We start from the raw sequence: 23,057 nt of genomic DNA, 5'->3' as shown, positions 1-23,057 counted from the left end.
CTTTACCCGGGCATGCCAATGTGCTCCCGGGCACAGTCGGCGGCCCGGCGGGGATCAGGCAGCTTGCGTGCGGGCAATCGGTTTGTCCGCGATCGGCAGGTGGAGCAGGGCGGCCACCAGTCCAAGCGCGATCGACAACCACCACATCAGATCGTAGGACCCGGTCGCGTCGAATATCCGGCCGCCCAGCCAGGCGCCGAGGAAGCTGCCGAGCTGGTGGCTGAAAAAGACGATTCCGAACAGGGTCGCCATGTAGCGCATGCCGAAGATTTGCGCCACCAGCCCGCTGGTGAGCGGGACCGTGCCGAGCCACAAGAGGCCCATTGCCGACGCGAACACAAGAACGACGGCATCCGTTTTCGGGGCGTACAGAAAAAGCACGGTCACCACCGACCGTATGAAGTAGATGGCGCTGAGCAGGTATTTCTTCGAATGCCGGTCGCCGAGCACGCCGGAGCCCCAACTGCCGATGATGTTGAAGAAGCCGATCAGCGCCAACGCCGCCGCGCCGACCGACGCCGGCAGGCCGTAATCGCTGACGAACGCCGGCAGATGGACGGCGATGAACACGATCTGGACGCCGCAGACGAAAAAGCCGGCGTTCAGATACCAGAACCCGGAATGGCCCGCGGCCTCGCGCAAGGCCTCGCCGATCGTCTGCTCGCGCCTGCCCGCCGCGGCTTCGGTGCGGCCGCGCAGCACGGCTGCGAAAGGCAGCATGAGCGCGGTCAGCACCGCCATGACCCAGAGCGCGTCGCGCCAGCCGAATCCGCCGATCAGTTGCTGGCCGACCGGGGCCATCACGAATTGTCCGAACGAACCGCCGGCGGTGGCCAAGCCGAACGCGAGCGTACGCTTCGCCGGCTCGACCACGCGGCCAACCGCGCCCAGCACCACGGCGAAGGTCGTCCCCGAAAGGGCGAAGCCGATCAGCATGCCGGCGCCGACATCGAGATGCCAGGGCGCCGCCGCCTGACCCATGACCAGAAGCCCGGCGACGTAACCGATAAGCCCGACGGCGATCACCCGGCCCGAACCGTAACGGTCGGCGATCATGCCCATCGCCGGCTGCAGGATGCCCCAGACGATCTGCTGTAACGCGAGCGCGAAGCCGAAGGTTTCGCGGCCGATGCCGAGATCGACCGCCATCGGCGGCAGAAAGAGGCCGAAGGTTTGGCGCACGCCCATGCCGACGCTGACGATCAGCGCTCCGGCGAGCACTACGATCCATACGGCCACGGGCATTGGCGATCCCCCTCGCCCGGCAAGACTAGCCAGTGAGCCCCGCCCGCACCAGCATGGCCGGGCCGCGATTCCGTGGGGTCAGCCCCGCAAATCGGTCATATCCCAATAAAGTTCGAGGGCTTCGGGTCCGGCGCTCAGGGGTCTTTGATGAATTCGGCCAGGGCAGCGGCGACGTTTTTCTCGATGCCGATCAAACCGTGTTGCGCCAGGGCCTCGCAGGGTTCGGATTGCGGGGGATCGCCGCCCTCGAAGATCAACGCCTTCTTGCGCGGGCTGGCGCGGGCGGCCCGGACGATAAGTTCGGCGCCGTTCGGGGGCGTGACGTGGCAATCGTCGTCCTTGTGGGCGACAGCGAGGACAGGAACGCGAACCGTGTCCAAGGGAAGGCGGAGGATGTTTTCCCCGCCGCGATTTTGGACGGTGATGCTGGACGTCAGGATCACTCCGTCGATGCGCGAGCCCAGCTTGATCGCCAGCGACGCCGCCGACTCGGTCCCTCGGCTGGTGCCGACCAGCTAAACCGGAACCGGCGCTTTCGCCTTCAAAAAATCGACGACGATGCCGATATCCCGGGCATGCTCGTCGCTGTGGCGGAAGGTTATCATGCCGCCGGTTTGTTGGTCGGATGGAACGTCGACGACCGCCACCATTAAACCGAGGCGCTGCAGGTGGTAGCGGATCCGGACCAGGAAATTGCCTTTCCGGATCATCTGCCCCGGCTTGAGAATATGCAGCGCTGTCTTGCCGTTTCCGCCCGGAAACAGAATAACCGACGCGACCGGCCTATCGGGAACCAGCAGGGCGAAGCTCTGCGTCACGCCTTCGCGAGTCTTCAATGTGACGATTTCGTCGGCGCGGGCAACGGTGGCCAACCACAGGACCGACAGAGACGCGACACAGGCAATGACGGCGCGCACGTCGATAACCGGCGCCGTCATGATCGCAATGCCGGCAAGTTCCGGTAAAGATCGAGGGCCTCGGGATTGGCGAGGGCTTCCTTGTTCTTGACCGGGCGGCCGTGGACGACGTCGCGTACGGCGAGTTCGGTGATCTTGCCGCTCTTGGTGCGCGGAATATCGGCGACCTGGACGATGCGCGCCGGCACGTGGCGCGGCGAGCAGCCCTCGCGCACCTTGCGCTTGATCTTGTCGCACAATGCGTCGTCAAGCGCGATGCCCTTCCTCGGCACCACGAACAAGACGATGCGCACGTCGTTGTCCCATTCCTGGCCTATCGCCAAGCTTTCCTGGATTTCGTCGAGGGTTTCGACGACGCGGTAGATTTCGGCGGTGCCGATCCGCACGCCGCCCGGATTGAGCGTTGCGTCCGAGCGCCCGTAAATAATGTAACCGCCGTGGGCGGTGCGCGCGATCCAATCGCCGTGATGCCAAGCACCGGGAAAGCGTTCGAAGTAGGCGGCGCGGTAGCGCACGTCGCCCGGATCGTTCCAGAACCCAAGGGGAAGGGAAGGAAACGGCCGGGTACACACCAGTTCGCCCTTTTCGCCCGCGGGCAGCGGCCGCCCGTCGTCGCCGAACACCTCGACCGCCATGCCGAGCCCGGCCGCCTGGATTTCACCCCGCCATACGGGCGCGGTCGGATCCCCCGCCACGAAGCAGCCGCAGATGTCGGTGCCACCCGCGATCGAGGCGAGGTGCACGTCGGTCTTGATGTTGGCGTATACATAATCGAATCCCTCGGGCGCGAGCGGCGAGCCGGTCGAAGTCAGCGTGCGCACCGTTTCGAGCCGATGGCTCTTGATCGGCGCGAGTTGCGCTTTCCGCGCCGCGTCGAGAAACTTGGCCGAGGTTCCGAACAAGGTCGCGCGCTCGGCGTCGGCGAAATCGAACAGAACGTTGCCGTCGGGGTGAAAGGGCGATCCGTCGTAGAGCAGCAGCGTCGCCCCTGCGGCCAGGCACGTCGCCAGCCAATTCCACATCATCCAGCCGGTGGTGGAGAAATAAAACACCCGGTCGCCGGAACGAATGTCGCAATGCAGCCGTTGCTCGGCCACGTGCTTCAGCAACGTGCCGCCGGCGCCGTGAATGAAGCACTTCGGCACCCCGGTCGTGCCCGAGGAGTAAAGAATATAAAGCGGATGGTTGAAGGGAACCTGACGGAAGCGCACCGGCCCCGGCGGATACGGCGCGATGAAGCGTTCCCAGGACTCGGCCTTCGGGATGCGGTCAAGGCCGCCACCGCCCATGTATTCCGCCACCACCACCCGCTTCAAGTCCGGAATGCGGCCGGCGATTTCGGCGGTCTTCGCCGTCACGTCGTGGGTCTTGCCGTTGTAGGGGTACCCGTCGACGGCGAACAAGACCACGGGCGCGATCTGGCCGAAACGGTCGAGCACGCCTTGGACGCCGAAATCGGGCGAGCACGACGACCACACGGCGCCGAGGCTCGCGGTCGCGAGCATGGCGACGATCGCCTCGGGCATGTTGGGGAGATAACCCGCGATACGGTCGCCGGACTGGACGCCCAGCCCCTCGAGCGCGGCGGCGACCCGGGAAACCTCGGCCCGCAGTTCGCGCCAGCTCAGGCGTCGGCGCGCCTCGGATTCTCCCCAGAAGACGAGCGCGTCCGTGTTGTCGTCCCGACTTAAGAGATTTTCGGCGAAATTGAGCCGGGCGTCGGGGAAAAACGCGGCTCCCGGCATGCGATGCTTATCGCGGATTGCGACCGTACCCCAGGTTTCCGCCTTGAGACCGGCGAAGTCCTTGAACGCGGTCCAGAATTTTTCCGGCTGCTCCAGCGAAAAGCGATGCAGCACCGCGTAATCCGGCACGTGCGTGCCGTAATCGCGCTCGATCCGGGAACGGAACGCCGCCAGGTTTGTATCGCGGATCCGCGCCGGGCTCGGGGTCCACAACGGGCGTTCGGACATTATGCGCGCCTTACGATTTCACGGCGACGCGGAATGACTTGATTTCCAGCGACTGCCAGACGCCGCCGATGGAGTAGGGATCGTTCTTAAGCCAGGCTTCGAGGCGCGCGCGGTCGGGAAAATCGAACATCATTACCGAACCGATCATGGTGCCCTTGTCGTCGAGCATGGCACCGCCCATCAGCATCTTCTCGGGTTCTTTCAGTCGACCGACGTTGGCGAGATGCGCCTCGCGCGCTTTCAATCGGCGCTGCGGCGCCTCCGCGTCGGTGCCGTCGCGCGCGATAACCACGAACTGCATGGATGTGCCTCCCTCGTATCCGGTGGTTTCCCTTGTACACCGGCTTCAGTATGAAATCCGACGGACGCTTTCGCAACCGGGCGCCTTCGCAACCGGTTGGAGGCGTGTTAAGACCATCCGCGAACGAGGAGCGACCGATGGACCCCAAAGGACTGGCGGCGATCGTAACGGGCGGAGCTTCGGGGCTCGGCGCGGCCGCCGCGCGGGTGCTGGCTGAAGCCGGAGCCAAGGTCGCCGTCCTCGACCTCAATCTCGCCGAAGCCAAAAAAATCGCCCGCGACATCGGCGGGCTCGCCTTGGTCTGCGACGTGGCCGACGAAAAGAGCGCCGAAGAGGCCGTCGCCGCCGCCCGCAAGATCCACGGGCCCGCGCGGATCAACGTCAACTGCGCCGGCGTGTGGTCGGCCGCCCGCACCGTCGGGCGCGACGGGCCGATGGCGCTGGAATCGTTCGCCCGCGTCGTCCGGGTCAACCTGATCGGAACGTTCAACGTGCTGCGCCTCGCTGCCGCTGACATGGCCGGAGCCGAGCCGTTGGCCGGCGGCGAGCGCGGCGTGATCGTCAACACCTCCTCGATCGCCGCGTTCGAGGGCCAAGTCGGCCAAGCGGCCTACGCCGCCTCCAAGGGCGGCATCGCATCGCTGACGCTGCCGGTCGCTCGCGACCTCGCAAAGTCCGGAGTGCGCGTCGCGAGCGTGGCACCGGGCCTGTTCGCGACGCCGATGATGTACGGTTTGCCCGACGAGGTGCAGAAGGCGCTTGGTGATTCGGTTCCCTTCCCGTCCCGCCTCGGCGAGCCTCGCGAATTCGCCAAGCTCGTCCTTCATATCGTGGAAAACCCCATGTTGAACGGCGTGACCATCCGCCTCGACGGGGCGCTGCGCCTGCCGCCGAAATAAGCGATTGTTGATCCGGATCAAGGCGCGCCGGTCATGAGAACGCCTTAATTATCGTCGCAGATCGAGTGGTCGAAACCCGCGTATGCCCCGAAAATTCAATACGCCGCCCGATCTCGCCGACCTCGATCTGCTCGCGCGCGAGGCGCTTGCGAGCCTGCCCGAGGTTCTCCGGCGCCACGTCGCCGACGTTCCGATTCGGATCGAGGACTTTCCCGACGCCGAGACGGAGAAAGAAATGGATCTGGATAGCCCCTTCGACCTGCTCGGCCTCTACCGGGGCGTGTCGCTCGATCGCAAGAGCGTGGCCGATGCGCCGCACGACATCGACATCATTTTCCTCTATCGCCGACCCATTCTCGATTACTGGTCGGAAACGGGCGAGGACCTCTACCACGTCGTTCGCCACGTCTTGATTCACGAAATCGGTCATCACTTCGGCCTTTCCGACGAGGAAATGGAGCGCATCGAAGAGGGTGCATGAACGACCGTTCCGACGCCGCCGCAACGGCATTGCCGTGGCAAGCTCTGAGCGCGCCATGCGATCCCGCCTGCCTCGGTTTCGCCAACACCGACGACCTCGCCGTCCCTGACGCCGCCATCGTCGGCCAGGACCGGGCGGTCGAGGCGATTGCATTCGCCATCGGCATGCCGCACGGCGGATTCAATTTGTTCGCGCTCGGCGAAGAAGGGACCGGCCGCGCGACCCTGGTGCGCCGATCCCTGGCGCGCGAGGCCGGGGAGCGGCCGTTGCCGCCCGACTGGTGCTACGTCAACAACTTCGTCGATCACCGCCGGCCGAAGGCGCTGCGTTTGCCCGCCGGGAGCGGGCGGACTTTGGTGGACGATATGAAACGTCTGATCGAGGAATTGACGATCGCGATTCCCGCCGCGTTCGAAAGCGACGATTACCGCAACCGGAAGAACGCGATCCAGGAACGTTTCAAGGAACGCCATGAGAAGGCTTTCGCCATGCTTCAGGAAAAGGCGCGCGAACGCGAAATCGCCCTGATCCGTACGCCGATGGGCCTGGCGCTCGCGCCGATCAAGGGCGACGAAGTCCTGGATGCCAAGGAGTTCGAGGCCCTTCCGGAAAAAGAGCAGGAGAAGCGCCGCGCCGCGATGGAGGAGTTGCAGGCGGAATTGGAAGAAATCTTGCGTTCCATTCCGCGCACCGAGCGCGCCCAGCGCGAAAAGATACGCGAGCTGAATCGTGAAATCGCCCAATCCGCGGTCGGTCATCTGATCGACGACCTCAAGCTGCGCTGGCGGGATCAGCCCGGCGTCATCCTCCATCTCGACGCGGTGCGCGACGACATGATCGAGAACGCGCACGAATTCCTGCCCCAGGAAGGCGGTGTGCCTCCGGCGATGGAGGCCTTGATGGCGCCGGCGGCGCGGCGCGCGCTGCAGACCGCGGGGCCGGCCTTCCGCCGTTATCAGGTCAACCTGCTGGTCGACAACGCCCCCGCCGGCGGCGCCCCGTCCGGCGTGCCGGTGATCGAGGAGGACCATCCGACCCAACCCAACCTCATCGGCCGGGTCGAACATCTCGCTCAGTTCGGCGCGTTGGTCACCGACTTCAACCTGATCAAGGGCGGCGCGCTGCACCGCGCCAACGGCGGCTACCTGATCCTGTCGGCGCGCAAGGTTCTGATGCAACCGTTCGCCTGGGAAAGCCTGAAGCGCGCCCTGCGCACGGGACGAATCCGGATCGAGTCGCTCGGCGAGGAAATTGGTTGGGCCTCGACCGTGACGCTCGAGCCCGAGCCGATCCCGCTCGAGGCCAAGGTCGTGCTGATCGGCGAACCGATTCTTTATTACCTGCTCCATCATTACGACCCCGAGTTCCGCGAATTGTTCAAGGTCGCCGCCGATTTCGACGACCGGCTTGCGCGCGACGCGGCGGGCGAAGCGCACTACGCCCGCCTGGTCGCGACCGTGGCCAAGACCGAGAGCCTGGCTCCCTTCGACGCCTCGGCCGTCGCGCGCGTCGTCGAACACGGCGCGCGCATGGCCGACGACCAAAAGAAGCTTTCGGCCCGAATCGAGGGCATCGCCGACTTGGTGCGCGAGGCCGCCTATTGGGCGCGCCGCGCCGAGGTCGCGGTCGTTACCGCCGAGCATGTGGAAAAGGCGATCGCCGCCGGTATTTACCGCTCCGACCGCCTGCGCGCGTTGATCCAGGAGGCAATCAAGCGCGGCACTTTGGTGATCGAAACCGCGGGCGCCAAGAGCGGCCAGGTCAACGGCCTCTCCGTCATTCAGCTCGACAACTTCCGCTTCGGCCGGCCGAGCCGCATCACCTGCCGGGTCGCCGCCGGCAAGGGCGAGGTTGCCGATATCGAGCGCGAGGTTGACCTCGGCGGTCCGTTGCACAGCAAGGGCGTGATGATTCTCTCGTCCTTCCTCAATGCCCGCTACGGCCGCGATCAGCCGCTCTCGTTGAACGCGAGCCTGGTGTTCGAGCAGTCTTATGGCGGCGTCGAGGGCGACAGCGCCTCTTCGGCCGAGCTATATGCCCTGATGTCCGCGCTTGCCGACATTCCGATCAAGCAATCGCTCGCCGTGACCGGCTCGGTCGACCAGTTGGGGCGCGTCCAGGCGATCGGCGGGGTCAACGAGAAGATCGAAGGCTTCTTCGACATCTGCGCCGCGCGCGGCCTCACCGGCGACGAAGGCGTGCTGATCCCGAAGGCCAACGTCGAGCACTTGATGCTGCGTCGGGATGTGATCGAGGCGGTCAAGGCGGGACGCTTCCGCGTGTTCGCGGTCGAAACCGTGGACGACGGCATCGGGATTCTCACCGGCGTACCCGCCGGCGAAGCGGACGCGGACGGCGCGTATCCCGCCGGCAGCGTCAACGCGCGCATCGTCGCCAGACTCGCGTCGTTCGCGCGCAAAGCCCGCGCGCGCATGCTGCGGGAGCGCGGACTGGAGGAGTCGGGCGAAAAATCCCGGCGGAAGCCCTGATGTTGGCGCGGCGTCCCGAAGCGGGAAGCCTCGCGCCGTTCCGACGGTTGCTACTGGTGCTGGACGCCATGTCCGGATACGCCAGCGCCGAAGCCGCCGCCCGCCTCGCCCGCCGGTTCGAGGCGGAATTCGCGGCCCTTTATATCGAAAGCGAGGAACTGTTGCGGTTGGCCGGCCATCCGGGCGCGCGTCTGATCGGGCGCTCCCCGGAAACGGAGCCGGGCGAGACGACGTCCTCAAATCTCGACACTGCGGCGCTGGCCCGCGCGCTGCGAGCCCGCGCCGACGAAATTCGCCGCGCGGTCGAGCGGGCGGCGCGGGAAAGCGCCCTCAGTGCCTCGTTCGAGGTGCGGCGCGGACGGATCGCGGCGGAAGTGGCGGCGTGCGCGGCGGAAACCGATCTCGTCATCGTTGCCTGGGCGGAACACGCGGCCTGGCCGGGGCCGATCTCCACCGGCCGTGCAGCCGAGGCGATCGCGCGCGCTAATCCTAGATCGATTTTGTTCCTGCGCGAAGATCGCGCGTTGTCGGGTGCGGTCGTCGTACTGTTCGACGGAGGCGCCGCGGCTGAACGGGCGCTGCAAGCCGCCGCCGCCATCGCCGGGGCGGCCGGAAACCCATGCGAGGTCGTCCTGCGGACACCGAGGATCGCCGAGGCCGATCGCTGGCGGAGCGATATCCGCGCGCGCCTTGCGGACGCGGGAATCGAACTCGAATTCCTTCATCTTCCCGGCGGCGACGGCGAGGCGCTTTGCGCCGCCGCGCGCCGGCGTGGCGCGTCCTTGGTGGTCGTCGGCACGGACGGCGAATCGGAAAAATCGATCGCTGGCGATTTGCTCGACCGACTCTCCTGCTCGCTCTTGCTGGTACGCTAATATAATCCTTCCCACATCTGACGAGCCCATCCTCTGGTGACCGTTAACCCTCCTGTCGCCAGGGCTAGATTTCGTTCATCAATCGCGCAACCGGCCGGAATCGGGTAAGCTCCCGTCCAATCGCGATTCGGATTTTTGCGGAAACGAACATCCAGGGAGGGAGTTCATGGCGCGACTGACGATCAACGGCAAGCCTCATACCATCGACGTCGAGGCCGATACGCCGCTGTTGTGGGTGATCCGGGATCATGTCGGCTTGACCGGCACCAAGTACGGCTGCGGCATCGCCGAGTGCGGTTCCTGCACCGTGCACATCGACGGCCAGCCGGTGCGCTCCTGTTCGCTGCCCGTCAGCGCGGTCGAAGGCAAAAGCATCACCACCATCGAGGGCCTCGCCCAAGGCGGGGTGCTGCACAAGATCCAGAAGGCTTGGATCGACCACGACGTGCCGCAATGCGGCTATTGCCAGTCGGGTATGATCATGGCCGCCGCCGCCCTGCTCAAGGAAAAACCCCGGCCAACCGACGCGGACATCGACAAAGCGATCACCAACATCTGCCGGTGCGGCACGTTCCAGGAAGTGCGCCAGGCGATTCACGCCGCGGCCAAGGCTTGAGGGGGGCGACCATGAATTACATTCCGAACATCAGCCGCCGTTCCTTCGTCGTCAGCGCCGCCGCCGCCGGTGGCGGATTTATGCTCGGTTTTGCACTGCCCGATGGCGGGCCCAAGGTCGTCCGCGCCAAGGACGGCTCGCCCGAAATCAACGCCTGGGTCGTGATCCGGCCCGACGACACGGTCGTCGTCCGCGTCGCGCGTTCCGAGATGGGGCAAGGCACCATCACCGGCCTCGCCCAGATGGTTGCCGAGGAGCTGGAGTGCGACTGGAACAAAGTCACCACCGAATACCCGACCCCGGGGCAAAGCGTCGCCCGCAACCGGGTGTGGGGCGATTTCTCGACCGGCGGCAGCCGCGGTATCCGCACTTCGCACGACTACGTGCGCCGGGGCGGTGCGTCGGCGCGCATGATGCTGGTCCAGGCTGCCGCCAACGGCTGGGGCGTCCCGGCCGCGGAGTGCACCGTAGCCAACAGCGTCATCACCCATAAGACGTCCGGACGCACCACTACCTACGGCAAGGTGGCCGAGGCGGCGGCGAAATTGACCCCGCCGCCCGCTGATTCGGTCAAGCTCAAGGACCCGAAGGAGTGGAAGATCATCGGCCAGTCGATGAAGCGGCTCGATACCGCCGACAAGGTCGACGGACGGAAAGTCTACGGCTTCGACTTGAAGCTGCCCGGCATGCTGGTTGCGACCATCAAGGATTGCCCGGTGACCGGCGGCAAGGTGAAAAGCTTCGACGCCGCCAAGGTCGCCGGCATGAAGGGCGTCAAAAAGGTGGTCCCGGTCGGCGAAACCGCCGTCGCCGTGGTCGCCGACACCTTCTGGCGGGCCAAGATGGCGATGGACGCGCTGCCCATCGTCTGGGACGAAGGCCCCAACGCCAAGGTCTCCAGCGCTTCGATCGACGAATGGCTCAAGGCCGGATTGACCGCGAGCGAAGCCTTCGTCGGCAACGAGAACGGCGACGCCAAGGGCGCGCTCGCCTCCGCCACCAAGAAGCTCGAGGCGTTCTATTTCTATCCCTATCAGAACCACGCCTGCATGGAGTCGATGAACGCAACCGCGCTCTACACCGCGGACCGCTGCGAGGTGTGGGTTCCGACCCAGAACGGCGAAGCGGCGTTCGCGGCGGCGTTGCAGGCGTCCGGCCTTCCGGCCAGCAAAGTCGATGTTCATAAGATCGACTTGGGCGGCGGCTTCGGCCGGCGCGGCAACTTCCACGACTACGTCACCCAGGCGGTGTTGATCGCCAAGCAGATGCCGGGAACGCCGGTCAAGCTGTTGTGGACGCGCGAAGAAGACATGCTGCACGGCCGCTATCACCCGGTCATGCATTGCAAGCTCACGGGCGGGTTCGACGCCAACAACAACCTGACCGCGTTGCACATCCGGCTTTCGGGCCAGTCGATTCTGGCGAGCGCGCGCCCCGAGGGCCTGGACAAGGGTAAGGACCAACTCACCTTCCAGGGTTTGTGGCCGTCGGGGGATTTCGCCTTCGGCTATTCGATTCCCAACCTGCTGGTCGACCATTCGATGCGCAACCCGCACATTCTGCCGGGGTTCTGGCGCGGCGTGAACATCAACCAGAACGCCATCTTCATCGAATGCTTCATGGACGAGCTGGCCAAGTCCGTGAACCAGGACCCGCTCGAGTTCCGCCGCAAGCTGATGGGCAAGCACCCGAAACACCTCGCAGTCCTCAACGCGGTCGCCGACAAGATCGGCTGGGGCAAGCCGGCCCCGGCGGGCATCTTCCGCGGCCTCGCCCAGATGAAGTCGTTCGCGAGTTACGTCGCGGCGGCGGCCGAAATTTCGGTTTCGGACGGCGGCAATAAGATCAAGGTCCACCGCATCGTCGCCGCGACCGATCCGATTTACGCGGTCAATCCCGCGCAGATCGAACGCCAGATTTCGGGCTCGTTCGTCTATGGCCTCTCCGCCCTCTTCTTCCAGGAGTGCACGGTCAAGGACGGCCGCATCGAACAAACCAACTTCGATACCTACAATTCGATGCGCATCGCCCACATGCCGAAGGTAGAATCGATCGTCATGCCGTCCCGCGGCAGCGATCCGTGGGGCGGCGTCGGCGAGCCGACCATTTGCGTCGCAGCACCGGCGGTGCTGAACGCCTACTTCGCGGCGACCGGCAAACGCATCCGCACCTTCCCGCTCAAGAACCACAAGATCGAGATGGCGTGAACAGGGGCGTTCGGGCGGCGGCCGTCGTTCTGGCCGGATTTCTGTCGGGCCCGGCGGCGGCGGCGGGATTAAAACCCTTCGCCGTCTCCGGCGACTCGATCCCGGCGTCGCTCACCGGCGCCCGGGGCGACGCGGGGCGCGGACGCGCGATCGTCGGCGACCGGCAGGTGGGCTTCTGCCTGCTCTGCCATCCCGGCCCGATCCCCGAAGAGACGTTGCAAGGCACCATCGGCCCCGATTTGCGGGGTGTCGGCTCCCGCCTGAGCGAAGGCCAGATCCGGCTCCGCGTCGTCGACCAGCGGCGGGTCAATCCCGACACCATTATGCCGCCTTTCTACAGCATCGAGGGCCTCGTCCGCGTGCCCGACGCCTATCGCGGACGCAGTATTCTCACCGCCGAACAAATCGAAGACGTGGTGGCGTATCTGGCGACCCTCAAGGAATGATCGTAAAATAGCGTCATGACCATGGCCCCGCGAACGGAACACGACACCGCCGGTCGGCGCGCATTTTTGCGTTTCGCAACCGCGTTCGCCGCGGTCGTCGCTGTGTTCGCCCCCAGGCGTTCGCCCGCCAACGAAGTGCCGCCGCAGCTCCAGGCCGGCAGTCGGAGCTCGCCGCGCCCCCTGACCCCGGCCGAAATTCAAGCCGCCGTCCACCGGGTAACCGGCGGGGCCAAGGTTACTCCCGGCCGGGTCAAGCTGGATCTGCCGCCCATCGTCGAGAACGGCAATTCGGTCCATTGCACGGTCACGGTCCAGAGCCCGATGACGCCCGCGGACTACGTCAAGTCCGTCCACATTTTCACCGAACGCAACCCGCAGCCGAACGTAATCGGCGTGCGTCTCGGTCCGCGTGCCGGGCTCGCCAAATTTTCGGCGCGCATTCGGCTGGCCGACACGCAGAAGGTTACGGCGATCGCCGAAATGTCCGACGGCACGTTCTGGTCCGACCGGGCCGAGATCGTCGTCACCGGTGGCGCCTGCCTGGAGGACACATGACCGCGCCGCGCGCCATCGTCAACGTGCCGGCCAAGGCGAGGAAAGGTGAAATCATCGCCATCAGCGCGCTGATCGGGCACGTGATGGAAAACGGGTTCCGCTACACCACCACCGGCGTTCTTCGCCCGCGCGACATCATCACGTCGTTCGTCGCGCTCTACAACGGCGAGGAAATTTTCAGCGCGCAATTCTTCCCCGCGGTCGCCGCCAATCCGTTCATTTCCTTCCACACCGTCGCGACCGAAAGCGGAACCATCGAGTTGCGCTGGACCGGCGATAACGGATTTGCCGCCACCCATCGGGCGAAGATCGCGGTGGAATGAACGCCGCGCGTCTTTTTGTCTTCATCGCCGCCTTCCTCGCGGTCGCCAACCCGCCTGCGCGCGCGGATGATATTCCCCTTGCCGAGCGTCGCTCCGGTTACGACCAGATGAGCGCCGCACTCAAGGCGATGCAGGATGACGATACCGCCAACCCCGGCATGCTGTGGGTGCTGGAAGGAGAAGCGTTGTGGTCGGCGAAGGCGACCACCGCCGGCAAGGCGTGCGCCGATTGCCACGGCGATGGGACGGAAAGCATGAAGGGCGTGGCCGCGCGCCATCCGGCGTACGACGAAAAACGTGGCCAGGTTGTCAATCTCGCCGGCCGGATCGAGGCGTGTCGCGTCGAGCGCCAGGGCCTTGCCCCGCTCGGGCCCGACGCCAAGGAATCGCTTGCGCTCGCCGCCTACGTCGCGCGGCAGTCGCGCAACCTGCCGATCACGATTGACGAAAAGGCGCTCGCCACGACCATCGCGGCGGGGCGCCAGTTGTTCATCGCCCGCCAGGGACATCTCGATCTGTCGTGCGCCCATTGCCACGAAGCCAACTGGGGCCGAAAGCTCGCCGGGCTGCCACTCTCCCAGGGACACACGACCGGCTATCCGCTCTATCGCCTCGAATGGCAGTCGTTGGGCTCGCTATACCGGCGGCTGCGCGCCTGCCTGTTCGGGATGCGCGCCGCCTATTATCCGCCGGGCGCGACCGAGTATCTGGCGCTGGAAACGTATTTGATGTGGCGCGCGCGCGGCCTGCCGATGGAAAGTCCGGCGGTCAGGCCGTGACGTCGCGCGCACGGTACCGCGATGATACCGGAAAATGGTGGAGCCGAGGGGAGTCGAACCCCTGACCTCCTCATTGCGAACGAGGCGCTCTCCCAACTGAGCTACGGCCCCGGAAACCGGGTGGCGGGATGGACGGTCCAGCCCCCATTTCCCGCGAAGCGGGGCGCATAATGGGGAGCCCTCCATGCCCTGTCAAGAAACCCCGCTTTCTTCAGACATTGGAAAGAGGTACGCCATAATATAACCATTTCCCGACGTTGCCGGATCTTTTCGATCCCCATGTCAACGTCCGTTCCGGCCATGCAAACACAATCTCCAACCTTCGAAAGATTTCCGGTGATCCTGCTGATCCTGTCGCTGGCCTACTATTTCGTTTTTTACGTCGTCAGCGGGTTAACCCAGCATTCGACATTATTCCCCCAGCCGGTTCCGGGAGAGATCCATGGCTATTACGCGACCCCGATCGGGCTTGCGACGTTCGCGGTGCTCGGCGCGGGGGTTGCCGCCCTGATTCTCGGCTATCTATCGGGAATTCGCGCCGCACGAATTCGGGCGGCCCGTTCGGCGGAAACCCCTCCGCCGGATTTCTCCTTGGTCAAGACCGATATTCTGTATCTGTTGTGCGCTTTCAATCTCTTTGCAGTCGCAATGTTTTACCTTCTCGAGATACGCCCGCCGATTGTCTATCAGCTATCTCACAGCGCGTTCTTTTTTTCCTTGGCCGCCGTCCGTCACGGGCAAATCACCCGGTCCGTCTCGCGCCTCGCGCGCTGGATCGGTTACGGCGCGCTCGTTTTCGTATTGCTGTCCCTGGCGCCTCTTCGCCAGGGGACATTGTTGTTTCTCGGCGTCCTGTTTCTTGGAATTTTGGAAGTGATCTACGGCCGGCGTAAATGGCTGATCTGGGGAATATTGTTCGCGTTGATTCTGTCGGTATATCCGTTCAAGCGAACGCCCCTGCCGCTGGAAATAGTGAAAATATGCCAGTCCGAACTTAACATCGAACCGCCGCTTGCCCGCCGAGTTTTCGCATCTGCTTTCGAAACATGCCGATCGAACGCGGATCGCATCAATTTCGCGAACGCGGGAATTTCCTGGGCGCGTGACCAGGTGCTGCGGCGTATTTCAACCGTTCGCTTGCTTGACCGCGCGGTTTCGGAAACGCCCGCTCGGGTGCCTTTCTTCGCGGGCGAAACCTTGCGCCCGTTGTTGTACGTACCGATCCCGCGATTCGTTTGGCCGGAGAAACCGCGCGAGGACATCGGTAACCAGATCGGGCATCTTTACCGGATTCTCAGTCCCGGCGATATGACGACATCGATCAACCTGCCTTGGGTTGTCGAGTTTTACATTAATTTCGGCTTGGTAGGCGTCGTTCTCGGCTTGGGTCTTTCCGGTTTCATCCTCGGAGGTTTGGCCCGCCGCGGTACAGCCGGAACACGAAGTCCTATCCTGCCTCTGCTGACCATCGGCATCTTGTTCCCGTTGGCCTACCAGGAAAGCAATATCTCCCTGATGGTCGGCAACGCGCTGCATGGCGTCGCGGGCGCGGTGGCGATGATCGCCGTGGCCTGGATCGTCGGGCCATATTGCAGAAAATCCGACAACCGCGTCTCCGCCCGCTAAACCTCGGACTTGCGCGGCGACGGGCAGCATTGTTAGGCTGGTCGGCACCCCTTAACCGACGGGAAAACATGGGAATCCGCAAGCCATGGATGTCGTCGTCGCGCCGCTCATCGCCCTCGTTTCGACCGCGGTCGAATTATATATCTGGGTCGTGATCATCGGCGTAGCGGCAAGTTGGCTGGTGCATTTTCGCGTCATCAACACCTCCAATCGATTCGTCTATTACGTGCTCGAATTCACGTACCGGGCGACGGAGCCCGCCTTGCGTCCGATTCGACGCATAATTCCCGATCTCGGCGGCATCGACATATCCCCGGTCGTCCTGATTTTGGCGTTGTATTTCGCCAAGGACGTCCTCGTACGGCTTTTGGCGAAACTCGTTTGATCGCCATCGAGCCGCCGCGCGAGCCGGATGCGGGACCGAAACGGGGTTGCACCGAGGCGGCGCCTCGCGTTCGCCGGAACCGATCCTGATGCAAGCGCTTCTCCGACTGAGCCGCGCGATCGATTGGATCAACGATCATTTCGGCCGATTCGCCGGCTGGATGATCGTTTTGTCCTGCGCCGTCAGTGCCGCCAACGCCATGATCCGCTATGCCTTCGGCATAAGCTCCAATGCCTTTCTTGAGGTGCAATGGTACATGTTCGCGGCCGCCGTCCTGCTGGGAACGTCATTGACCCTGCGGCGCAACGAGCATATCCGCATCGACATTATATATCTGTGTTACTCCGACACGGCGAAGCATTGGGTCGAAATATTCGGAACCCTGTTCTTCCTCCTGCCGATGTGCCTGCTGATGGCCTGGCTTTCATGGCCGTTTTTTTACGAGTCCTTCCTCATCAACGAACAATCGAACAACGCCGGAGGGCTGGTCCGCTGGCCGGTCAAATTTCTCGTGCCTTGCGGCTTCGTCTTGCTCGCCGCGCAAGGGATCTCCCAGATCATCAAGCGCATTGCCGCGCTGCGCGGCCGGATCGCCGTCGATTCCCGCTATGAAAGGCCGCTCCAGTGACCGCCGGCGGCCTGATGCCGCTCTTGATGTTCGGCGGCCTGGTGGTGTTTACCCTGATCGGCTACCCGGTGGCATTCTCGCTTGCCGCCGTCGGCCTGTTTTTCGGATTGATCGGGATCGAAATCGGACTCTTTCCCGTCGACTTCCTGGGCGCGATTCCGCTGCGCATCTTCGGCGGGGTTTTATCCAACGACTTGCTGTTGGCCATCCCTTTTTTCACGTTCATGGGCATGATCCTGGAACGCTGCGGTTTGGCGGAGGACATGCTCGATTCCATGGGACAACTGTTCGGTCCCGCCCGCGGCGGCCTGGGATATTCGGTCATTCTGGTCGGGTTCATCCTCGGCGCGGTCACGGGCACGGTTGCCGCGCAGGTCATCGCCATGGCGCTGATCTCGCTTCCGGTCATGATGCGCTACAAGTACAACATGCGCTACGCGACGGGCGTGCTGGCGGCATCGGGAACCATTACCCAACTCGTCCCGCCGTCCCTGGTGCTGGTGGTTTTGGCCGATCAACTCGGCAAATCCGTGGGCGACATGTATCTCGGCGCCTGGGGCCCGTCGCTGCTGCAAATAGCGCTTTTCGCCGGTTATACGTTCTTGCTTGGCCTTGCCAAGCCCGAGTGGATGCCGCCGGTGCCCAAAGCCGACCGGACATTGCAGGGCTGGGCGCTGTGGCTTAAATGCCTGGCCGGCATCATCCCGTCGGCCGTGCTCATTTTCCTGGTGCTCGGCACGATGATGCTGGGCCTCGCCACTCCGACGGAAGCGGGCGCAGTCGGGGCGGTCGGCGCCCTCGTCCTCGCGGTGCTGCACCATCCGAAGTTGGGGCGCGACGGCCGCTGGGCCATGTGGATCGGCACCGCCGGTGTCGGTGTCGCCGTCGCGGCCGTTATTTTTCTCAAGGACATTCATCTTCTCTTTCGGATCGCTCTCGCCGTAGCTTATCTTGCCGTCGCTTGGCTCGTGGTGAAGGCGATCAGGCTCGACGATTTGCGCGACTTAATCGTGCAGGCTTACCAGCGGACCATGCGCCTGACCGCCATGGTCGTCTTTATCCTCATCGGAGCGACTGCCTTCTCGACCGTGTTCCAAGGCATCGGCGGCGGCGTTTGGATCGAGCACCTGCTGACTTCGATTCCGGGCGGCGTTTGGGGATTTCTGATCTTCATCAACCTGTTCATCTTCTTCCTTGCGTTTTTCCTCGATTTCTTCGAGATCGCGTTCATCGTTTTGCCCTTGATTGCTCCGACCGCGCAGAAACTCCTGGCGCCGATCGTCGGCCCGGATGCCGCGTTGATCTGGTTCGGCGTCATGGTGTGCGTCAACATGCAAACGTCGTTCATGCACCCGCCGTTCGGCTTCGCCTTGTTCTACCTGCGCGGCGTCGCGCCGCCCGAGGTGCGCAGTTCCGACATCTATTGGGGCGCAATCCCGTGGGTGCTGCTCCAGCTCGTCATGGTCGGCTTGGTGATCGCCTATCCGAAGCTGGTGACCGTCTTTCTGCACGCGCCGTTGGACGTGGATCTGAATACGATCATCATCGAGAGTCCCGAACCGGCCTACGACCTCGACACGCCACAGGTTGAGCCCGAACCCAAGCGCTGAGTCCGACCGGCGCGTTGCCGCTTGCCCTAAAAGAGAAGACCCCGCCGCGATGGCGGGGTCGAACGTCGTCGAGGTGTACAGGCCGGCTATCCCCTTTTGGGACGCGTAGCGCCGATCATGTAGCCGTCGAACCGGGCCTCGGCGAACTGCCACCAGGTAAACTGATCCTCGCGGAATTTCACGAACGCGTCGTAGATTTTCTTGAAGCTGGCGTTCTTGGCCGCGGTTTCGGCGTACAGCTCGTTGGCCGCCTGGAAACACGCGTCCATCACCTCCTTCGGAAAAGCCCGCATCTGGGCACCACCGGCGACCAGACGCTTCAACGCCGCCGGATTTCCGGCGTCATACTTGGCGATCATCCAGTTATAGCCTTCGTGACAGGCCGTCTCCAGCGCCGCCTTATAGGCCGGCGGCAGGCTTTCCCATTGCCTGAGACCGACGACTAATGAAAGCTGCGGCCCGCCTTCCCACCAGCCGGGGTAGTAGTAGTATTTCGCGACCTTGTGGAAGCCGAGTTTTTCGTCGTCGTAGGGGCCGACCCATTCGGCCGCATCGATGGTGCCTTTTTCCAGGGCCGGATAGATGTCGCCGCCCGCGATCTGTTGCGGCACCACGCCGACCCGGCTCAATACTTGTCCGGCGAATCCGCCGATCCGCATCTTGAGTCCCTTGAGATCGTCAATTTTCTTGATTTCCTTGCGATACCATCCGCCCATCTGCGCGCCGGTGTTGCCGCACGGGAAGTTGACGACGTTGTAGCTCTTGAGAAACTCTCGGATCAGTTCGAGCCCGCCGCCCTGAAGTATCCACGCCGTCTGCATGCGGCAGTTCAAGCCGAAGGGGATGGCGGTATCGAAGGCAAACGTCGGATCCTTCCCTACGTAGTAGTAGAGGGCGGTGTGGCCGCACTCGACGGTGCCGGCCTGAACCGCGTCCAGAACCTGCAGCCCGGGCACGACTTCGCCCCCCGCGAACACCTGGATCTGGAACTTGTTGTCGGTCATTGCGGCGACGCGCTTGGCAACGACCTCGGCCGCGCCGTAGAGGGTATCGAGGCTCTTGGGGAAGCTGGAGGCGAGGCGCCATTTGATCTCCGGCTGGCCCTGCGCGATGGCGGGTCTGGCCAGGGCGGTGGCAGCGATGCCGGCCACGCCGGCGGTCCTGAAGAATTGACGCCGTTTCATTGGTCGGGTGGCTCCCTGTTCTGCGTTTGAAGTCGCTTTATTTTGCCGCCCTACCGCGACCGAACCGTACGGCCAGAGGCGGCCTGCGGAAAACTACCCCCGCGGCAAGGTCAGGCAAGGATAGCCCGCTCCTTGCACCCCCGCAACAAATCGCCGCCCCAACGGCCGCGCGGCCTATGGCCTTGACCTGTCCGGAATGCTAGAAGCGCGGCCCATGACGACCGATCTCTCGCTGATCCGCAATTTTTCGATCGTCGCCCACATCGACCACGGCAAGTCGACGCTCGCCGACCGGTTGATCCAGATGTGCGGCGCGCTGCCCGAACGCGAAATGCGCGAGCAAGTGCTCGATTCCATGGATATCGAGCGCGAGCGCGGCATCACCATCAAGGCGCAGACCGTGCGGCTGGCCTACACCGCCAAAGACGGCAGAGCCTACCAGCTCAACCTGATGGACACCCCCGGCCACGTGGATTTCGCCTACGAGGTCAGCCGTTCGCTCGCCGCGTGCGAAGGCGCGTTGCTCGTGGTCGATGCGACCCAGGGGGTCGAGGCGCAAACGCTGGCCAACGCCTATCTCGCCATCGGCAACGATCTCGAAATCGTGCCGATCCTCAACAAGATCGATCTGCCCGCCGCCGAACCCGAAAAAGTCCGCAAGCAGATCGAGGATGTGATCGGTCTCGACGCGTCGAACGCGATTCCGATTTCCGCCAAAAGCGGCCTTGGCGTCGATCTGGTGCTGGAAGCGATCGTCACGCGGCTGCCGCCGCCCGCGGGCGAGCGCAACGCAACCTTGCGCGCCCTCCTGGTCGATTCCTGGTACGATTCCTACCTCGGGGTCATGATCCTGGTTCGCATCAAGGACGGGACCATCCGCCGGGGCATGAAAATCCGACTGATGGCGACGGGCGCGGATTACCAAGTCGAACAGGTGGGCGTGTTCACGCCGAAGCCGATGAAAGTGGACGAACTCGGCCCCGGCGAAGTCGGCTTTCTCACCGCCGCGATCAAGACGGTGGCCGACACCCATGTCGGCGACACCGTCACCGATGCCCGAAGCCCTTGCGCCGAACCGCTGCCGGGCTTCAAGCCCTCCGTCCCGGTGGTGTTCTGCGGTCTTTATCCCTCGGACGCCGCGCAATTCGAGGATTTGCGCGATTCCCTGCAGAAACTTCGTCTCAACGACGCCAGCTTCCACTTCGAGACCGAATCGTCCGCCGCTCTCGGCTTCGGTTTTCGTTGCGGGTTCCTCGGCCTGCTGCACCTCGAGATCGTGCAGGAACGGCTCGAGCGCGAATTCAACCTCGATCTGGTCACCACCGCGCCGAGCGTCGTCTACCGTGTCCACCTCACCGACGGTACGACGAAGGAACTGCACAATCCGGTCGACATGCCCGATCCCGCGCGCATCTCCCGAATCGAGGAACCTTGGATCAAGGCCACCATCATGGTGCCCGACGCGCACCTCGGCGGCATCCTCAAGCTCTGCGAGGACCGGCGCGGCGAACAGGTGGAGCTGACCTACGTCGGCGACCGGGTCATGCTGATCTACAACCTGCCGCTCAACGAGGTGGTATTCGATTTCTACGATCGGCTCAAATCCGTCTCGCGCGGCTATGCGAGCTTCGATTACGAGTTGACCCCTTACCGCGAAGGCGACTTGGTCAAGATTACGATCCTGGTCAACGGCGACCCGGTCGACGCGCTCGCGTTCATCGCCCATCGTTCGCACGCCGAATCGCGCGGCCGGCAGATTTGCGAGCGGCTCAAGGATTTGATCCCGCGCCAGCTGTTCAAGATCGCCATTCAGGCGGCGATCGGCGGGCGGGTCATCGCGCGCGAAACCGTAAGCGCGCTGCGCAAGGACGTGACCGCGAAATGCTACGGCGGCGACATCACGCGCAAAAGAAAGCTGCTCGAAAAACAGAAGGAAGGCAAAAAGCGGATGCGCCAGTTCGGCAAGGTCGAGATTCCGCAGTCGGCGTTCCTGGCCGCCCTCAAGACAGGGGACGATTGACGGGCGGCGGTTTAGCGGTATCCGATTCCGGTGCCGGGCTTGCGTTGCGCGATTCGCCAGGAGGCGCAACGATGGGGTTCCGCGCGAGATCGGCGGCGGCTTCGCGCGCGGACGCCTCGGCCGCCGCATAGTCGTCCGCGGGGAAGCGATCGTCGGCGTTGGCGTGACCCTCTTCCTTGGCGCGCTTGGCGAGTTCTTCGTACAGAAACACTTCGTCGGGATCGATGTCCGTCGGCGTGGTGTCGCGGCGGCGGCCGTAGACGACGGCGAGAACTCCCGGCAGCCCGAGCAGCAGCCACGCGGGCGCCTTGAGAAGCGGCTCGAAGCCGAACGTCCAGAGCGGACGAGCGGCGGAACGGAACCACGAGCGGAATTCGGCGTGGGATTGGGGCGCGAGCCCGGCCCAAAGCTCCTCCGCCGAGAGATAGAGACCGCGCGTCTCGATCGGACCGCGAACGGCGATCTCGCCCGCCAGCGACAAAAAGGCGAGGCCAAGAAGGACGACGCCGACCGTGAGAATCCCCGCGCGCATGGGGCCGTTATGGGCCAGGAACCGCCCCGAGGGCAAGGGATGTGGGCGGGCGCGATTATCGGGGAGATTTCAGCCAGCCCCGCCCGTTGCCGGTCCGTGCCCGCTCCGATATGGTGCGCCCGTCGCGCGGGGGGCCCTTGTCGCTCGACAAACGACCGGAGGGATGGCCGAGTGGCTTAAGGCGCACGCTTGGAAAGCGTGTATACGGGAAACCGTATCGTGGGTTCGAATCCCACTCCCTCCGCCAATACTATTTGAACAACTCGGGTTCTGCCTCGGGCCGCTGCAGAATTTCTTTTGCTCTCCGAAGGTTTTCCGAAAGGTGGGTTTACTGCGGAGACCGGCCATGGGTGCCGAGCACCCCCATTTTCCCGTCTCCGTCTCTTTCCGACTTAACCGCTCCCGTTGGGATAAAGCTGCACGGAGTCGAGTTCTTTCAGTGCATTGCGGAGTTTGCCCGGCTTTACCGTTGTGCTCTGCTCTTTCCTCCGCTTTGTGCTGCAACCCGCCATCAACGATGACCCAGCCGCGCAAATGACGGTAGCGGTGCGGGCAAGAGCGCATGCGCGGAAAGAGTCGCGCGACGCCGCGCGCCCCAAACGGGTTTTGCGGGGTGTCAGCCCTTCGAAAACAATGCCCTGCTGCTCGGCTCGCGGCCTTGACGTTCGCGCTCTTGAACATAGAGCGCATGATGCAGCCGCTCCAGCGTGCCGTCCCAGTCCCACAGATCGAAGTAGTCATAGACTGTGCTGCGTGGCGTCAGATCCTTGGGCAGGGCCTGCCACTGACAGCCGGTCCACAGCACATAGAAGATCGCGTTGATGACCTCGCGCACATTGACCGTGCGCTTGCGCCCGCCGGGCTTGGCCGGCGGAATGAGCGGCGCGACCAAGGCCCATTCGGCGTCGGTCAGATCGCTGGGATAACGCAAGCCGCGCCGGTCGGCGGCAAGGCGGTGTTCAGGCG

Annotated in this window: 22 protein-coding genes, 2 tRNA genes and 1 pseudogene; 16 read left to right on the top strand and 9 right to left on the bottom strand. The window is 64.1% G+C overall.

Going from position 1 to position 23,057, the window contains the following annotated elements; genetic code table 11:
• Window positions 1-54 precede the first annotated feature (54 nt).
• The 5 genes from FJ311_07065 to FJ311_07045 form a co-directional block, all read right to left on the bottom strand.
• The gene (locus FJ311_07065) at window positions 55-1,245 is read right to left on the bottom strand and encodes an MFS transporter (protein MBM3951196.1); all 1,191 of its coding nucleotides are present in this window, start codon (window positions 1,243-1,245) and stop codon (window positions 55-57) included.
• A gap of 134 nt (window positions 1,246-1,379) precedes the next feature.
• Window positions 1,380-1,688: a hypothetical protein gene (locus FJ311_07060; protein MBM3951195.1), complete on the bottom strand. Its 309-nt coding sequence runs from the start codon at window positions 1,686-1,688 to the stop codon at window positions 1,380-1,382.
• Between the two features lie 72 nt (window positions 1,689-1,760).
• The gene (locus FJ311_07055; GenBank protein MBM3951194.1) at window positions 1,761-2,162 is read right to left on the bottom strand and encodes a hypothetical protein; all 402 of its coding nucleotides are present in this window, start codon (window positions 2,160-2,162) and stop codon (window positions 1,761-1,763) included.
• A 17-nt stretch (window positions 2,163-2,179) separates the two neighbouring features.
• The gene (locus FJ311_07050; protein ID MBM3951193.1) at window positions 2,180-4,135 is read right to left on the bottom strand and encodes an acetoacetate--CoA ligase; all 1,956 of its coding nucleotides are present in this window, start codon (window positions 4,133-4,135) and stop codon (window positions 2,180-2,182) included.
• Between the two features lie 10 nt (window positions 4,136-4,145).
• Entirely contained in the window at window positions 4,146-4,436 is a 291-nt protein-coding gene (locus tag FJ311_07045) for a hypothetical protein (protein MBM3951192.1), read from the bottom strand.
• A 137-nt stretch (window positions 4,437-4,573) separates the two neighbouring features.
• On the opposite strand from FJ311_07045, the gene FJ311_07040 reads away from it, so the two are divergent.
• The 10 genes from FJ311_07040 (at window position 4,574) to soxA (ending at window position 14,106) form a co-directional block, all read left to right on the top strand.
• On the top strand, window positions 4,574-5,335 hold the full coding sequence (locus tag FJ311_07040; protein MBM3951191.1) for an SDR family NAD(P)-dependent oxidoreductase: 762 nt from the start codon (window positions 4,574-4,576) through the stop codon (window positions 5,333-5,335).
• A gap of 82 nt (window positions 5,336-5,417) precedes the next feature.
• The gene (locus FJ311_07035; protein MBM3951190.1) at window positions 5,418-5,816 is read left to right on the top strand and encodes a metallopeptidase family protein; all 399 of its coding nucleotides are present in this window, start codon (window positions 5,418-5,420) and stop codon (window positions 5,814-5,816) included.
• On the top strand, window positions 5,813-8,305 hold the full coding sequence (locus FJ311_07030) for an ATP-dependent protease (protein MBM3951189.1): 2,493 nt from the start codon (window positions 5,813-5,815) through the stop codon (window positions 8,303-8,305). The genes FJ311_07035 and FJ311_07030 overlap by 4 nt, the downstream gene beginning before the upstream one ends.
• A complete protein-coding gene (locus FJ311_07025) occupies window positions 8,305-9,180 on the top strand; it encodes a universal stress protein (GenBank protein ID MBM3951188.1) in 876 nt (291 codons plus the stop codon). The genes FJ311_07030 and FJ311_07025 overlap by 1 nt, the downstream gene beginning before the upstream one ends.
• A gap of 166 nt (window positions 9,181-9,346) precedes the next feature.
• Complete coding sequence (locus tag FJ311_07020; GenBank protein ID MBM3951187.1) at window positions 9,347-9,796, top strand: (2Fe-2S)-binding protein; 450 nt, start codon at window positions 9,347-9,349, stop codon at window positions 9,794-9,796.
• An 11-nt stretch (window positions 9,797-9,807) separates the two neighbouring features.
• On the top strand, window positions 9,808-12,003 hold the full coding sequence (locus FJ311_07015) for a xanthine dehydrogenase family protein molybdopterin-binding subunit (GenBank protein MBM3951186.1): 2,196 nt from the start codon (window positions 9,808-9,810) through the stop codon (window positions 12,001-12,003).
• Between the two features lie 29 nt (window positions 12,004-12,032).
• A complete protein-coding gene (gene soxX / locus FJ311_07010) occupies window positions 12,033-12,449 on the top strand; it encodes a sulfur oxidation c-type cytochrome SoxX (protein ID MBM3951185.1) in 417 nt (138 codons plus the stop codon).
• 21 nt (window positions 12,450-12,470) lie between these two features.
• Window positions 12,471-13,004 (top strand): SoxY-related AACIE arm protein, encoded by a 534-nt coding sequence (locus tag FJ311_07005; protein ID MBM3951184.1) that lies wholly within the window; start codon window positions 12,471-12,473, stop codon window positions 13,002-13,004.
• Entirely contained in the window at window positions 13,001-13,327 is a 327-nt protein-coding gene (locus tag FJ311_07000; GenBank protein ID MBM3951183.1) for a thiosulfate oxidation carrier complex protein SoxZ, read from the top strand. Before FJ311_07005 ends, FJ311_07000 begins: the two co-directional genes overlap by 4 nt.
• A complete protein-coding gene (soxA, locus tag FJ311_06995; GenBank protein ID MBM3951182.1) occupies window positions 13,324-14,106 on the top strand; it encodes a sulfur oxidation c-type cytochrome SoxA in 783 nt (260 codons plus the stop codon). The genes FJ311_07000 and soxA overlap by 4 nt, the downstream gene beginning before the upstream one ends.
• A 35-nt stretch (window positions 14,107-14,141) precedes the next feature.
• Here soxA and FJ311_06990 read toward each other — a convergent pair.
• Window positions 14,142-14,217 (bottom strand) — tRNA-Ala (locus FJ311_06990).
• A gap of 225 nt (window positions 14,218-14,442) precedes the next feature.
• Here FJ311_06990 and FJ311_06985 point away from each other — a divergent pair.
• The 4 genes from FJ311_06985 (at window position 14,443) to FJ311_06970 (ending at window position 18,355) form a co-directional block, all read left to right on the top strand.
• Window positions 14,443-15,732 (top strand): hypothetical protein, encoded by a 1,290-nt coding sequence (locus FJ311_06985; protein ID MBM3951181.1) that lies wholly within the window; start codon window positions 14,443-14,445, stop codon window positions 15,730-15,732.
• A gap of 85 nt (window positions 15,733-15,817) precedes the next feature.
• Window positions 15,818-16,117: a YggT family protein gene (locus tag FJ311_06980; GenBank protein ID MBM3951180.1), complete on the top strand. Its 300-nt coding sequence runs from the start codon at window positions 15,818-15,820 to the stop codon at window positions 16,115-16,117.
• An 88-nt stretch (window positions 16,118-16,205) separates the two neighbouring features.
• A complete protein-coding gene (locus FJ311_06975; protein ID MBM3951179.1) occupies window positions 16,206-16,745 on the top strand; it encodes a TRAP transporter small permease subunit in 540 nt (179 codons plus the stop codon).
• Between the two features lie 14 nt (window positions 16,746-16,759).
• Complete coding sequence (locus tag FJ311_06970) at window positions 16,760-18,355, top strand: TRAP transporter large permease subunit (protein ID MBM3951178.1); 1,596 nt, start codon at window positions 16,760-16,762, stop codon at window positions 18,353-18,355.
• Between the two features lie 86 nt (window positions 18,356-18,441).
• Here the strand turns inward: FJ311_06970 and FJ311_06965 are convergent, their stop codons facing one another.
• Entirely contained in the window at window positions 18,442-19,539 is a 1,098-nt protein-coding gene (locus FJ311_06965; GenBank protein MBM3951177.1) for an ABC transporter substrate-binding protein, read from the bottom strand.
• 214 nt (window positions 19,540-19,753) lie between these two features.
• Here FJ311_06965 and lepA point away from each other — a divergent pair, with 214 nt between their 5' ends.
• A complete protein-coding gene (lepA, locus tag FJ311_06960) occupies window positions 19,754-21,559 on the top strand; it encodes an elongation factor 4 (protein ID MBM3951176.1) in 1,806 nt (601 codons plus the stop codon).
• On the opposite strand, the gene FJ311_06955 is transcribed toward lepA, so the two are convergent.
• Entirely contained in the window at window positions 21,540-22,091 is a 552-nt protein-coding gene (locus FJ311_06955; protein ID MBM3951175.1) for a hypothetical protein, read from the bottom strand. The genes lepA and FJ311_06955 overlap by 20 nt on opposite strands.
• A 157-nt stretch (window positions 22,092-22,248) precedes the next feature.
• On the opposite strand from FJ311_06955, the gene FJ311_06950 reads away from it, so the two are divergent.
• Window positions 22,249-22,338, top strand: a tRNA-Ser gene (locus tag FJ311_06950).
• A 396-nt stretch (window positions 22,339-22,734) separates the two neighbouring features.
• Here FJ311_06950 and FJ311_06945 read toward each other — a convergent pair.
• A pseudogene (locus FJ311_06945) lies at window positions 22,735-23,057 on the bottom strand (transposase).

The organism is Rhodospirillales bacterium (assembly GCA_016872535.1).
Classification (GTDB): Bacteria; Pseudomonadota; Alphaproteobacteria; order Rhodospirillales; family 2-12-FULL-67-15; genus 2-12-FULL-67-15.
This window is presented reverse-complemented; position numbering and strand designations above follow the sequence as displayed.

Excerpts from the sequence above, each read along its gene's own strand:
- FJ311_07035 (MBM3951190.1), top strand. The coding sequence starts at position 5,418 with ATGCCCCGAAAATTCAATACGCCGCCCGATCTCGCCGACCTCGATCTG.
- FJ311_07005 (MBM3951184.1), top strand. The coding sequence starts at position 12,471 with ATGGCCCCGCGAACGGAACACGACACCGCCGGTCGGCGCGCATTTTTG.
- FJ311_07015 (MBM3951186.1), top strand. The coding sequence starts at position 9,808 with ATGAATTACATTCCGAACATCAGCCGCCGTTCCTTCGTCGTCAGCGCC.
- FJ311_07030 (MBM3951189.1), top strand. The coding sequence starts at position 5,813 with ATGAACGACCGTTCCGACGCCGCCGCAACGGCATTGCCGTGGCAAGCT.
- FJ311_07045 (MBM3951192.1), bottom strand. The coding sequence starts at position 4,436 with ATGCAGTTCGTGGTTATCGCGCGCGACGGCACCGACGCGGAGGCGCCG.
- FJ311_07065 (MBM3951196.1), bottom strand. The coding sequence starts at position 1,245 with ATGCCCGTGGCCGTATGGATCGTAGTGCTCGCCGGAGCGCTGATCGTC.
- FJ311_07020 (MBM3951187.1), top strand. The coding sequence starts at position 9,347 with ATGGCGCGACTGACGATCAACGGCAAGCCTCATACCATCGACGTCGAG.
- FJ311_06970 (MBM3951178.1), top strand. The coding sequence starts at position 16,760 with ATGCCGCTCTTGATGTTCGGCGGCCTGGTGGTGTTTACCCTGATCGGC.
- FJ311_07000 (MBM3951183.1), top strand. The coding sequence starts at position 13,001 with ATGACCGCGCCGCGCGCCATCGTCAACGTGCCGGCCAAGGCGAGGAAA.
- FJ311_07025 (MBM3951188.1), top strand. The coding sequence starts at position 8,305 with ATGTTGGCGCGGCGTCCCGAAGCGGGAAGCCTCGCGCCGTTCCGACGG.
- lepA (MBM3951176.1), top strand. The coding sequence starts at position 19,754 with ATGACGACCGATCTCTCGCTGATCCGCAATTTTTCGATCGTCGCCCAC.
- FJ311_07050 (MBM3951193.1), bottom strand. The coding sequence starts at position 4,135 with ATGTCCGAACGCCCGTTGTGGACCCCGAGCCCGGCGCGGATCCGCGAT.
- FJ311_06965 (MBM3951177.1), bottom strand. The coding sequence starts at position 19,539 with ATGAAACGGCGTCAATTCTTCAGGACCGCCGGCGTGGCCGGCATCGCT.
- FJ311_06980 (MBM3951180.1), top strand. The coding sequence starts at position 15,818 with ATGGATGTCGTCGTCGCGCCGCTCATCGCCCTCGTTTCGACCGCGGTC.
- FJ311_07040 (MBM3951191.1), top strand. The coding sequence starts at position 4,574 with ATGGACCCCAAAGGACTGGCGGCGATCGTAACGGGCGGAGCTTCGGGG.
- FJ311_06955 (MBM3951175.1), bottom strand. The coding sequence starts at position 22,091 with ATGCGCGCGGGGATTCTCACGGTCGGCGTCGTCCTTCTTGGCCTCGCC.
- FJ311_06975 (MBM3951179.1), top strand. The coding sequence starts at position 16,206 with ATGCAAGCGCTTCTCCGACTGAGCCGCGCGATCGATTGGATCAACGAT.
- soxA (MBM3951182.1), top strand. The coding sequence starts at position 13,324 with ATGAACGCCGCGCGTCTTTTTGTCTTCATCGCCGCCTTCCTCGCGGTC.